We start from the raw sequence: 12,046 nt of genomic DNA on the forward strand, positions 1-12,046 counted from the left end.
GGGCATCGCCTGCTGATTGCAGGGAAGAAGCGTTGCTGTGGATAAGTTGCTGTTATCCACAGCAGCGCCGACTGAGCCGACATCCAGGCCGGCGCATGGACCAGACTCGCGGCCATGCGGGTGACATTGACGCTCCGATCAGGAGAACTCGAGCATGACATCGAGGTGGTGGCCGAGCCCGGCACCACGGTCAGGCAGTTACGCCCACTGCTCTGCGACCTGACCTCCGACCCTGGGACAACGACCTTGTCCAGTGCGGGTGGGCCACTGTCACCGACTGCCCTGCTGGGCGATGCGGGCCTGCGATCGGGATGCGTGATCGCCGTTGGTGCCGGCGGAACGCGCCCGCTGTCGACGGGTTCGGCTCTGCAGCTACGAGTCGTCGGCGGGCCGGACAGCGGCCAGCTGATTGCGCTGCCCCGTGGCCGCTACCTGATCGGGCGCACCTGCCAGGCTGATGTTGGCCTTGATGACCCCGACGTCTCCCGGCGGCACGCCGAACTCTGGGTCGACCTTCGGGGCATCTCGGTGCGTGACCTGGATTCCACCAATGGAACCTGGCTGAACGGCACGCCAGTGGGATCAGAGGCCCGGCCTGTGGAATTGGGCGACGTGCTCACGGTGGGCGGCTCGCGGTTGTGCGTGCAGGCCGCGTCCGACCCGCCGGCCGCGGTCACTGCCGACGGCCAGGGCGGCCTGCTGGTACACCGGCCTCCTCGAATTCCCGAGTCGATCACACGGGAGCCGCTGGAGTTCCCCGCCGAACCGCTCACGACGAGCCGCCCGCGGTTGCAATGGTTGACCGCGCTGCCGCCAGCGGTGTTCGGTGTGAGCTGCGCGATCCTCATGCACAACAGTCAATTCCTCGCCTTCGCGCTGCTGAGCCCGTTCACGGTGCTCGCGGGGGCAGCGGTTGACCGCCGTCAGTGGCGTCGAGCCGGCGCCAAGACCCGGATGCTGCATGCCCAAGCCGAAGGTGCCGCTCTCGCTGAACTCGACGTCCGGCTGGCAGCAGAGGCAGGCAGGCGGCACCGTGACTGCCCCGACGCGGGCGCCGTGCTGCAGGCCGCCGTCATTCCCGACACCCGGTTGTGGGAACGCCGGCCTGCCGAGATCGGTTTCCTGACGGTTCGCATCGGGACGGCGGACCAGGCTGCCGACACCGCGGCATCGAGGTCGGGACGCTTGCTGCCCTCCGGCGTAATCACGCAGGCACCTGCCACAGTCTCGCTCCTTGAGGGCACCCTCGGGCTGGCTGGTCCTTTGTCACTGGTACGGGGCTCGGCACGCTGGGTGATAGCACAGTTGCTGGCGCTGCACTCGCCGCGCGATCTTTCGATTGTCGCGCTACTGGACGGCGAGATCGCCGAGTGGCGTTGGCTCAGGTGGGCATCCGCAACGGTCAAGGCCGTCGCGACCCAGCCGGACGAGCACCGGCTGCTGCTGGCGAACCTGATGGGCATCATTGCCGACCGGCGAGCCCGGCATTCCGGTGGCAGCTGGCTCGGCCCGAGAATCGTGGTGCTGCTGGACCGGGCAAGCCGACTGGCTGGCTTGGACGTCCTCCTCCCGGTGCTGGAACAGGGCCCGGAGGTGGGTGTGACCGCAGTCTGCGTCGACGAGGAAGCCCGGTTGCTGCCGCCGTCATGCCGGTCCACGGCGGTGCTCATGTCTGAGACCGGCTCGGTGATAGAGCTTTGTGAACCGGGCCGGGCAGCACTGCGGGCCGTCGCCGACCGGGTCTCGCTACGGTGGGCCGACCAGCTGGCACGCGCCCTGGCCCCGCTGCGGGACGCCGAATCGGCCGGCGCCGCCGAGTTGCCCGGCGAGGTCTGGCTGGCGGACCTGCTGGAGGATGCCGGGGTCAGCGCGCGGTCACTGTTGCGCCGCTGGGCTGTGCCGGTACCAGCCGCCACGCCGATCGGCATGGCGGCGAACGGCCCAGTGGTACTCGACCTCCTGCGGGACGGGCCGCACCTGCTCATCGCTGGCTCCACCGGATCTGGCAAGTCCGAGCTGTTGCGCAGCATCGTGACCGGCCTGGCTACCCGGCACGCGCCGGACGACGTCGCCTTCGTGCTCATCGACTACAAGGGTGGGGCGGCCTTCGCCGAGTGCGCGGACTTTCCGCACACGGTCGGCCTGGTAACCGACCTGGACGGCCATCTCACAAGCAGAGCTCTGAGCTCACTCAATGCCGAGCTCCGGCGCCGGGAGAGCGCATTCGCCGAGGCCGGCGTCACCGACCTGGACGGCTATCGCCGCTCACCGCTCAACGAGCTGCAACGGCTGCCGCGGCTGGTCCTCGTGGTGGACGAGTTCGCCTACCTCGCCGAGGAACTACCGAACTTCCTCTCCGGATTGATCGGGATCGCACAACGCGGCCGGTCGCTGGGGCTGCACCTGGTGCTTGCCACCCAGCGGCCGGCCGGCGTGGTCTCTCCGCAGATAAGGGCCAACATCTCGTTGCGCATCGCGCTGCGGGTGACCGAGGCGGCCGAGTCGCATGACGTGATCGGCAGCGATGTCGCTCACCGAATCTCCAAGAACCAGCCCGGACGCGGCTTCGCCCGGCTGGCAGACGGCCTGGTGGAGTTCCAGGCCGCACGGGCCGGGCAACGAGTTCTCATGCCGGAGCCGATCGCGATCACGACGCTGGATGCATGGAACCGCAGGAGCGAGTCCACCGCCGTCCCTGAATTCGCCGAGGACCTTCAGTTGTTGCGTACGGCCATGCTAGAGGCGGTAGCCGAGCTGAAACGACCACTGCCCGAGCGTCCCTGGCTGCCACCGCTGCCGACCCGCTTGACGACCTCTGAGCTGGCGGCGGCCCCGGCGGCACCCTTCGACATCCGGTTCGGGCTCACCGATGACCCTGGCCGGCAGCGGCAGTTCGCTGCCTCCCACGATCTGCTCGGCGGTGGCTCCATCGGTTTCGTCGGCGGTCCGAGATCAGGACGGACCAGCGCCCTGCACACCTTCCTGGCACGAGCCTGCGCACAACTGGATCCGGAGCAGCTTCACCTCTACGTGATGGACTGTTCGGGCCAGGGCTTCCACCACTTCTCCCGACTTCCGCACTGCGGAGCGGTGGTCAACCGTGACGATCCGAGTGCAGTGACGCGGCTGAGCACCAGGCTGGTCGAGGAAGTCGGCGCCAGGCAACGCATGTTAGCCGGTCTCGGGGTCAGCACCCTGGCCGAGGCGCACCTCACCGGCACGGCGCTGCCGGTGATACTGGTGGCGTTGGACGGCTGGGAGGGGTTCACCGCGCTCAGTGACGACTACGACGCCGGCCGGTCGGTGGAAGCGTTGGTTCGCGTCCTACGCGACGGGGCAGCGGTGGGAATCACCGTGCTCATCGCGGGCGGCAGAGCGATGCTGGGCCTGCGGATCGCCCCGGCACTGAGCCGCAAGCTGTTGCTCGCTCTGATCGATCGTGGTGACTATGCGGCGGCCGGGCTGAGCGTGACCAGTCTTCCGGCCCAGTTCGAACCGGGCCGAGCGGTGAGTGCCGATGATGGCCTGGAGATCCAACTCGCCCTACTCACCCTCGATGCCAACCCGGGGGCAGAACAAGCAGCCGCATGCCGGCTCAGCACGGCGCGGCCGGTACCCCCCGCCACCGGACCGGCCATAAGGATCAGAAGCCTGCCGACAGCTGTTCGCCTAGCAGAGCTGATTCGCTGCCCGGCGGGTCACCGTGAGGAGGACTTCGATCCTCAGGAGCCGGTGGATCAAACCGGCGCTTGCCTTCTCGGCGTCGGCGGGGATGACGCTCATCCGGTCTGGGCCCCGCTGTTCGTCGCCCACGCCAGATTCCTGATCTGCGGCCCTCCCCTGAGTGGACGCAGCACCACCGCCGTCATGATGGCCCGGCAGGCACTGCAAGCCGGGTTGGTCATCCTGGTGGCCGCTCCCCCTCGATCGCTGCTCGCGGCGTGGGCGAGCGGACAAGGCCTCGACGTCCTCGCTCCGGACTCACCGGCTGATCTGGGTGACGCGTGCGCATCCTTTGCGGGACAGGTGGTGTTCATCGATGATGCGGAGCAGTTCGACGACACCGCAAGCGGAACCTGGCTGACCGACCTTGCCGCCAGCCACCCTGCCGCGGTCATCGCGACGGCACGTTCAGACGATCTGGCGGTGAGCTTCCGCGGGCCGGCCGCAGTGGCGCGCCGGCGCCGAACCGGACTGCTGTTGCAACCCAGCCCTGCCGACGGTGACCTGCTGGGTATCCGTATCCCTGCGCACCGCATGCCATCACCGCCGGGACGCGGCCTCCTGGTGACCGACGCCCTTCGCAGAACCGCACCGGATGGCCTTGCCTTGCAGGTAGCGCTATGAGGCGAAGGGTCAGCGCAGTTCCGCCAGCAGGTCCTCGATCTCCTGCGTCGCGTACCAGGAGAGCTCGAAGCCTTCGGCGTCGTCGATCGCTTCCTCCGCAGCCGGGTCACCGAGGTCCGCGGCGTCGATCTGCTCCGCCGCGGCAGCCACCGTCTCCTCGGCGTCGGCATCATCGGCATGCACGGAGGCACACCATGCCAACGGAATCTCAACAGCTACCCGCACGACGCCCCTGTCAAGATCGTCACGCACCGAGACGGAGGCGTCAGGGACGTCGGCTGAAACCACGAACCGGCGTTTCGCGGCGCCCGGATCTGCCGCCATCAGCCGCAAAGCAGCCCGGGCCGCTTCGGCAGCGGCCGCGTACTCCAGTGCCTCCAGGTCGTCGTCGAGGTAGTACTCGCGCAAACCTGGGGTCACGGCGAATCCCGTCAACGGAGCCGGCCCCAGCACACCGCTACTCGCCAAGGAAGCCAGCAAGGTGGAGGTGGCTGGCAGGTAGACCCTCATCCGGTACCTGCCTGGGGAGTGGAAAAGCCCTCTTGTCGTCGCTGATCTCGAAGTGTGCTGGCCACCGTCCGCATCGCGGTGTGCAGAACGACCGTCCGGTGCCGGGGATTCATCAGGTTTACCCCCATCGCCGTCAGGTCTTCCGGCCCGGGCGTGAGCAGCGTGACTCGGGCTCCGCCATCGCGCAACCGGGCAACATCCTTGCTGATGCCTCGGGTGATGGAGCGCCGGACCCGCCGTTCCAGCCGTGCCACCGGCGAGCGTGGGCTGTCCGGATCGACGGCAGCCATCGGAGCGAGCACGAACACCTCGTCCAGATCCTGACCGGAAAGCAGATCCACCGAGGCGTTGGAGACAGACCCACCGTCTATGTACGGCTGGGAATCGATGACCATCGGCGTGTACCAGGCCGGTATGGCGCACGAGGCGCAGACCGCATCTGCCAAGCCGGCGATCGGTTCGCCCTCACGGCCGAAGACAGTCCGCCGGCCGGTGGAGTAGTTCGTGGCGATGATCCAGGTTCGCGATGGCCAGTTTCCGGTGCCCACGGTTTCGGCGACCACGCTGTCGAGCACCCGATGGATCGGCTGAAGGCTGCCTCTTCCCTTGGGCAACAGGCCGGACAGGGCCAGCATCGGCGACACGCTGGCGGGGCGGCGGATGCCGTCCCACACCAGACGCGGAGAGCCGGGCCACCACAACGGACGGGGCGGCCGGCTGCCGCCACTGTCGGAGTCGTAATTCCAGCTGATCGGCGGGTCCTCCGGCAGGCGCATGCCGATCTGGTGCCGACGGATCTCATCGACATCCAACCCGCAGCCGAGCAACCCGGAGATGACCGCGCCCGCCGACGTGCCGATCCGCAGGTCATCGGGAGCGGGCTCGATTCCCAGCTCGTGCTCCAATGCGGTGAGTGCACCGACCATCCATGCGAACCCGAGCACACCGCCGCCGCCGAAGACGAACGCCCGGCGGACCGGCTTGGATTTACCAGCCACCTCTGCGACCCCTTCCGCGGGACTCCTGATGAGCACAAGCCTGCCGTAGGCAAGGTATGTCATACCCCATTCATTCGTGCGGAACATGCTCGAACGAGAAACTCGATCGCCACTGACAAGCCGCAATCAGCGCCGGCGTGCGCCATTGGATGCGGCAATCAACTCGGCCAGCGACTCCTCGATCAGGGAGGCGAGCACGTCGACGTCGTGCATCGCATCCCGGTCGGCATTGAGGCCGAAGAACACACCGCCGTCATAGGAGGTCAGGGCGATCGACACAGCCTGTCCGGCGGCCAAGGGGATCACCGGGAACATCTCCAGCATCCTGGCTCCGGAGGCATACAACGGAAACTGCGGTCCCGGCACGTTCGTGATCACCACGTTGAACAGCCGTCGGGTGAAGCTGCTTGCCGCTCGGGCGCCCAACGCATGCAGTGTCGGCGGGGCGAAGCCGGACAGCGCCGCCAGCGCCTCGGCACCCACCGACTGACCGGACTCCTTGTGAGCCTTCATCGCATAGCTGACCTGGCTCAGCCGCACCATCGGATTCGGCTCACCGACCGGAAGGTCCACCAGATAGGAGGACACTCGGTTGCCGGGTTGGCCCGAGTCGCTGTCGCCCCGGACGCTGACCGGAACCATCGCTCGAACGGTCGTGGATGGCGTCACCGGTTCGCCACGGGACAGCAGCCAGCCTCGGATGGCACCGGCCACGGTCGCCAGAACCACGTCGTTCACCGTGCCGCCGCGGTACTTGCGCACCTTCTTGTAGTCCTCGAGCTCTGTCCGGGCCACGGCGAACCGGCGCTGGGATCCGATCGCGGCGTTCAGCGGGGAGTCAGGAGCAGGCCGGGCAACGATTCGGGCGGCCGACAGCACGCCGGTAACCGCCCCCGTGACCTGCGAGGCAACGTTACGGGCGTCCGCCAGGCCGATCCGGACGGTATCGGCTACCGCGGTGGGACGCCGGATCAGTTCGGTGACCGCGTCGATGAGCAGGCTGGTCGAGCCAGGCTCCGGCCGCGGCATCCAGAGGTCCTCAGGAAGCTCGCGTGGTACCGGCGTGGTGTCGAGGATGACTTGCGCGATATCCACCGCGCTGATGCCGTCGACCATCGCGTGGTGCGTCTTGTGGATCACGGCAAAGCGGCCCCCGGCCAGCCCCTCGACGAGGTACATCTCCCACAGCGGGCGGTTTCGATCCAGCGGTCGCGACTGCACCCTGGCAACGAGCTCGCGCAACTGCTCATCGGAGCCGGGACGTGGCAGTGCCGAGCGCCGGACGTGATAAGCCAGGTCGAAGTGGCCGTCGTCCACCCAGACGGGATTGGCCAGGTGGCCGGGGATGGACTTGACCTTCTGCCGGTAGCGCGGCACCAGCGAGATCCGGTGCTCGATCAGGTCCACGAACGTGTCGTAGTCAAAGCCCTCCGACGGCGGCTCGAACACCGCGAGGCCACCCACATGCATCGGCGTCGTCCGGCCTTCGAGGTACAGGAACGACACATCGAGCGGGTTCAACCTGTCTGCCATATCTGCAAGAACTCCTTCACTGGGCAGCGCCGAAGACGAGGGCCGGGTCCTCGCCGGCTGCTGGAAGCACCCCGACTCGGCTCTTACACGCTACTTGCGGCGCCGGCCCTGCCGTGGCGACGGAACGCCGCAGATGGCAACGGCCAGCTCGGTGACGGCGCCGCGCAGCGGGCTGGCCGGCACCGCTTCGGCCAGTGTCTGTCCAGCTACCGCGGCCTGGTCCAAGCCGAGGAGGTCATAGGGCAGCAGCGCCGCGCAGGACTGACCGACGAACCGTTGCAGCGCGGCGTTGAGCTCGATCTCGGGCGTGCCCGGCACCGCGCTTCGGCGGACCCGGTTCAGCACGATCCAGACCGGAGTGTCGAAGGCCGCGGCCCGCAGCTCGCCCAGCCCGCGCACCAGCCGTTGAATGCCGATCGGGTCGGCCGAACCGACCGCCAGGATGAGATCCGACTCCTCCAGCACCGCCAGCGTCGCGCCGTTACGTCGAGGGGCCAGCGTGTCGAAGCTCAGTTCCTCATCGGTCTCGAGGGCGAAGCCAAGGTCGACCACGGTGTAGTCGGCCAATGCCCGCGCTACGGTCAGCACCGTCTGAAGCGCCGTGCTGCGCAGTTCGGGCCAGCGATCGGCCCGCGAAATGCCCGTCAATACTCGAAGGTCAGCGCTCACCTGCCAGCAGAGCGACGCCAGGCCCTCGACGTCCAAACGTCGGGATTGGGCTTGCCGGCAGGCTGCTACCAGGCCGGGAGACTCATCCAGCAGACCGAACATCGCAGCGGCAACACCGCCGTAGACGTCGGCGTCGATCAGCAGCGAGCGCTGACCAAGCCGAGCCATCTCATCAGCAAGCGTGGTGGCGGTGGTCGTGCGACCGGGAGCACCGGTCGGTCCCCAGACCGCGATCACCTTTCCCGGCCGGGTACGTGCCGGCTCACCCGGGCTATCCATTGTGGACGTCCCGACCTCAGCCCGCCGGCCGGAAGCTGGACCGGACCCCCCGGCCAACCGCTGATCAGGGGGCAGCGAGCCGGTCGCGAACGCGGGATCACCGAAGGCGTTCTCGGCTGGGGACCCGCCCGATTCCGATCGCTCGGCGACCGCGGCCTGGATCACTGCCGTGAACACGGCCGCCGCGGCATTGGAAGGAACGAAGAACCTGATGCCAGCGTCCCGCAACCGCTCGACATCGGCCTCGGCACCAGGCGCGGTGACCCCGATGACCGCCACCGCGCTGGCGGCCAACCGGTCGACGGCGTCGGCGTCCAGCCGGCGCACGTGGGCATCGACGAGAGCGGCAAGAGCCTGGCCCGAACCGGCGACCGCCAGCAGTTCCACGAGGTCGACGCACCGCCGTACCACGGTGATGCCCTCGACCCCGTTGCTACGGCCCAGTTCGGCCAGCAGCGACGCCTCCCACGGGGCACCGTCAGCGGCGCTCGCCACGGCTATCGTCATCGGGCGCTGCCTGCGCAGCTGGCCAACGCCTCCGACGGTGGTTCCGGCTGCTCGCCGGGCGATAGCACGCCGGCCCGGAGTACCGCACCTTCCAGGTCCAGCGACGAGACGACCCGCTTGGCATCGGCAGCGGAGATCCGGACGATCAGCAGTGATCCGGTCGCCGACCCGAAGGCGGCGCCGGTCACCTTGTCCGCGCTCTGCACCGGCACACCGCTGAGCAACACCAGCCCGTGACAGGTCTTCGTACTGAGCCACAGGGTGATCCGCTCACCGCGACTGATCGCCGGCGCGTTCTCCGGCTGCATCGGGATGGTCACCGTCACGCCTGGCTCCGGATCGGCCAACTCCGCCGCCGCGAGCAACTCCCCGCCGTGCAGTGAGCGGTGCACGGTCCGGCCGGCGACCGCGATGTCGGCATCGAGATACCGGGATGCGGCCGTGCCGAGTTGCACCCGGACCGGGCGAAGGTCGGCCCCGGTCAGCACGGTGCCCGCGGCAACGTCGCGGCTCAGCGACCAGACCGGTCGTCGGCGGTCCGCCGAGGACACCACCACCGAACCGACCAATACAGCGACCAGCACCAGAACGACACCACCGATGAGCCGTGGATCCAGCCAGCGTGGTGGGATAAGCCGCCGTGGCACCGGCGATGCCGCCGGATCAAGAGGGAGCAGTGACGTATCGGTCATAGCGCTACATCTTGCATCAGCGGTTGCGGCGACGCCCACGCGGCCGGACAAACCCTGTGGATAAGACGACTGAGAAACCCTTGATAACTGCCACACTGGCTTGCAAGCTGGCCCCAGTTGCCTTCGATATCGTCCGGCTGGACACGTACGACTGAGATGAGCCGATGATGACGCAATCACGATTCCTGACACTCAGCGACGTGGCCGAGGTGCTCAACATCTCGGCATCCCAGACCTACGCCCTGGTCCGTTCCGGTGAGCTCGCGGCCATCAAGATCGGCGGCCGCGGCCAGTGGCGAGTCGAGCGCGAGCAGCTGGAGTCCTACATCTCACGCATGTATGACCAGACCAAGCAGTTCGTGGCCGAACATCCCTTCATCGATTCCGCCACGGACTGACAGCTGCGGCTGGGCAGGAACCACCCTGCCGAAATGGCCCGCCGTAGCCAGTCCCCGCGACCCGGCGAACCAGGGCGCCTCAGTTGTCGCGCCGTAGCACGGCTAGCGCAGCGATGGGCAGTACCAGCACTTCCCGCACCTCCTCACGCCGCCGAGGCTCGCCAGCGGCATGCACCGCGAACTCGACGAAATCGGATCCGACCCGGTCCAATGTGCCGTCGACCACGGTGGAATCGATCAGGCAGGCCCGCAGCACCGAGCGGTCGCGGGCCAGCCCGCGCAGCGCACGGCCGATCCCCAGCCTCGCGTCCAGCGCGGAGCCAGGTGCGGAAAGCCGGCCGAGGCCGGCAATCGAGACGACGGCCGCGGTGGCGACGAACGCTTCACGGCCCGCGTCCTCATCCAGCAGTAGCCAACCGGTACCGATTGCGCTGAGCCGGCCGGCCAGCACCATGCCACCCAGACACCGGGTACGGACCGCCGCACCCAACGCCGGCCGCAACCGGCTTGCCAGTTCGAGCCGAGATGTCTCCAGGCGGGTGAGTTCGGCAACCTCGGCGTCCCGCTCAGCCACCAACAGAGCTTGGGCTTGGGCCTCCAGGTCGGCGAACAGGTCGTCCCAGCGCATACGGCACTCCTCGGTTGACGGTCACTGCTGGCCGGTGTCAGCCGCGTCCGAATTGTGCCGGAACCGGGTGTGGGGCCGACGGCCGGTCGCCCATCTCGGGGTGGTGCCCGCCGGCCCTCCCCTCGGGGTGGTGCCCGCCGGCCCTCCCCTCGGGATGGTGCCCGCCGCCTCTGCCCAAGGGGTGATGCCTCCTCGGCCCCTCACCTCCCGGCGAGAGGCCGGCGCGGCTGCCGGCCGCGCGGCTCAGTGGTGATGGAACGCGTGCATCACCGCATGGCCCTTGCCGCGAGCGATCAGGGCTCGGTTCACCGGAACCGTCACCACGAAGGCCACCGCGAGCGACATCGCTAGCGTGCCCCAGAACAGCAGATCCGCCAGTCCGGACTCCATCGCGCCGGGCACGGCGAGGATTACGGCGTTGTCCATGATCTCCATCGTCAGGATCGACACGGTGTCGGCGGCGAGCGCCACCGCGATGGCCTGCCGCGGTGACAACCCCGCCCGCAGCACCGCGCTGATGCTCAGCCCGTAGCCGAAGGCGAACGCGAGCACGATCGCCAACGCGATCGAAGGGCCGTTGCTCCATCCCCACCACGTGGCAAGCGCCATCCCGAGAATCTCGCCGATGGCACAGCCGGTGAGGCAATGCAAGGTGGCCGAGATGGCTGACCGGGTCAGCTCCCGGCCGCTGGCGGCCGCGGCGTGATGCTGCCGCACCGGTTCGTCCTGGATGGATTCGGCAGCGACCGCCACCGACTGGTGATGGCTGTGCTGTTGATCGCGGGTCATGTCCCCTCCGGTTTGCACACGGCCCTCTGACACGGGGCCCCTGGCAGGCACTGGGTTCTTGTCGACGCCAACGTGCTGCTCGCAATAGGTATACGCCCGCTTGTCGCCATCTGTCAAATACCCCCCAGGGGTATTACTAGTCAGTGGTTACGGCTTCCTGAACCCGGTTCCGTTCGGGGTTGATCCCTGGCCCCGCGCTGTCCCGATGCGGAGCGCCGCGCCCAGCGCCTGACGTCATGCCCCCGTCCGGCATACGCGTGCTGCGTCGCGGGCTTCGCACCCGCTGTCCACATCCGCTTGACGGCTGGTAACCAGTCGCGTATCTATGTAAACGAAAGCAAACGAAGGGAAACTAATGAATAGCTACCCGCGACGGTGGATCTACGTCGCCGTGCTCGGTACGGCGTACGTACTGGGAACCTGCGTTCCGCACCCGGTGGAACTGGCTGGGGACCTCCGGTCGCCGCGGGCCTGGGTGGCCCACGCCGGCGCGGATTCGGCGGCCACCACCCTGGCGAGCGCGCTGCTGTGGCTGATAGCGCTGTGGGTGGCGCTCGGCCTGGCAGCCGTCGCAGTCTCGCTGCTCCCGGGCCGGCTCGGCCGACTGGGTCACGCGGTGGCCGAGCGGGTGACGCCCGCAGCCGTGCGCCGGGTCGTGATCACCGCAGCCGGCACCTCGATCCTGCTGAGCCCGGT

At 68.3% G+C, this 12,046-nt stretch carries 9 protein-coding genes and 1 pseudogene; 3 read left to right on the forward strand and 7 right to left on the reverse strand.

Going from position 1 to position 12,046, the window contains the following annotated elements; genetic code table 11:
* The first annotated feature begins 120 nt into the window (after positions 1 to 120).
* Positions 121 to 4,347 carry an FtsK/SpoIIIE domain-containing protein gene (locus VF542_RS11025; RefSeq protein WP_408651754.1) on the forward strand — a complete coding sequence of 1,409 codons (4,227 nt, stop codon included), beginning with the start codon at positions 121 to 123 and terminating at the stop codon, positions 4,345 to 4,347.
* A 9-nt stretch (positions 4,348 to 4,356) separates the two neighbouring features.
* Here the strand turns inward: VF542_RS11025 and VF542_RS11030 are convergent, their stop codons facing one another.
* The 5 genes from VF542_RS11030 to VF542_RS11050 all read right to left on the reverse strand — a co-directional run bounded on the left by VF542_RS11030 (position 4,357) and on the right by VF542_RS11050 (position 9,427).
* Positions 4,357 to 4,857: a DUF6912 family protein gene (locus VF542_RS11030; RefSeq protein ID WP_408651755.1), complete on the reverse strand. Its 501-nt coding sequence runs from the start codon at positions 4,855 to 4,857 to the stop codon at positions 4,357 to 4,359.
* Positions 4,854 to 5,855 (reverse strand): patatin-like phospholipase family protein, encoded by a 1,002-nt coding sequence (locus tag VF542_RS11035; protein ID WP_408651756.1) that lies wholly within the window; start codon positions 5,853 to 5,855, stop codon positions 4,854 to 4,856. The genes VF542_RS11030 and VF542_RS11035 overlap by 4 nt, the downstream gene beginning before the upstream one ends.
* Before the next feature lie 126 nt (positions 5,856 to 5,981).
* The gene (locus VF542_RS11040) at positions 5,982 to 7,388 is read right to left on the reverse strand and encodes a WS/DGAT/MGAT family O-acyltransferase (RefSeq protein WP_408651757.1); all 1,407 of its coding nucleotides are present in this window, start codon (positions 7,386 to 7,388) and stop codon (positions 5,982 to 5,984) included.
* 90 nt (positions 7,389 to 7,478) lie between these two features.
* Positions 7,479 to 8,843 carry an AAA family ATPase gene (locus VF542_RS11045; protein ID WP_408651758.1) on the reverse strand — a complete coding sequence of 455 codons (1,365 nt, stop codon included), beginning with the start codon at positions 8,841 to 8,843 and terminating at the stop codon, positions 7,479 to 7,481.
* A complete protein-coding gene (locus tag VF542_RS11050; protein WP_408651759.1) occupies positions 8,840 to 9,427 on the reverse strand; it encodes a hypothetical protein in 588 nt (195 codons plus the stop codon). The genes VF542_RS11045 and VF542_RS11050 overlap by 4 nt, the downstream gene beginning before the upstream one ends.
* A 275-nt stretch (positions 9,428 to 9,702) precedes the next feature.
* On the opposite strand from VF542_RS11050, the gene VF542_RS11055 reads away from it, so the two are divergent.
* A complete protein-coding gene (locus VF542_RS11055; protein ID WP_408651760.1) occupies positions 9,703 to 9,933 on the forward strand; it encodes a helix-turn-helix domain-containing protein in 231 nt (76 codons plus the stop codon).
* 79 nt (positions 9,934 to 10,012) lie between these two features.
* Here the strand turns inward: VF542_RS11055 and VF542_RS11060 are convergent, their stop codons facing one another.
* Both VF542_RS11060 and VF542_RS11065 read right to left on the reverse strand, forming a co-directional pair.
* Positions 10,013 to 10,561, reverse strand: coding sequence for a hypothetical protein (locus VF542_RS11060; RefSeq protein ID WP_408651761.1), 549 nt, complete (start codon positions 10,559 to 10,561; stop codon positions 10,013 to 10,015).
* A gap of 243 nt (positions 10,562 to 10,804) precedes the next feature.
* Positions 10,805 to 11,350: a DUF4396 domain-containing protein gene (locus tag VF542_RS11065; RefSeq protein ID WP_408651762.1), complete on the reverse strand. Its 546-nt coding sequence runs from the start codon at positions 11,348 to 11,350 to the stop codon at positions 10,805 to 10,807.
* A gap of 355 nt (positions 11,351 to 11,705) precedes the next feature.
* Here VF542_RS11065 and VF542_RS11070 point away from each other — a divergent pair.
* Positions 11,706 to 12,046, forward strand: a pseudogene (locus VF542_RS11070) (hypothetical protein); the annotation flags it as partial.

The organism is Jatrophihabitans sp., from assembly GCF_036389215.1.
Classification (GTDB): domain Bacteria; phylum Actinomycetota; class Actinomycetes; order Mycobacteriales; family Jatrophihabitantaceae; genus Jatrophihabitans_A.

Bases quoted from the DNA above. Each gene is read 5' to 3' on its own strand.
- VF542_RS11060 (WP_408651761.1), bottom strand. From the start codon at position 10,561: ATGCGCTGGGACGACCTGTTCGCCGACCTGGAGGCCCAAGCCCAAGCT.
- VF542_RS11055 (WP_408651760.1), top strand. From the start codon at position 9,703: ATGACGCAATCACGATTCCTGACACTCAGCGACGTGGCCGAGGTGCTC.
- VF542_RS11045 (WP_408651758.1), bottom strand. From the start codon at position 8,843: ATGACGATAGCCGTGGCGAGCGCCGCTGACGGTGCCCCGTGGGAGGCG.
- VF542_RS11030 (WP_408651755.1), bottom strand. From the start codon at position 4,857: ATGAGGGTCTACCTGCCAGCCACCTCCACCTTGCTGGCTTCCTTGGCG.
- VF542_RS11065 (WP_408651762.1), bottom strand. From the start codon at position 11,350: ATGACCCGCGATCAACAGCACAGCCATCACCAGTCGGTGGCGGTCGCT.
- VF542_RS11040 (WP_408651757.1), bottom strand. From the start codon at position 7,388: ATGGCAGACAGGTTGAACCCGCTCGATGTGTCGTTCCTGTACCTCGAA.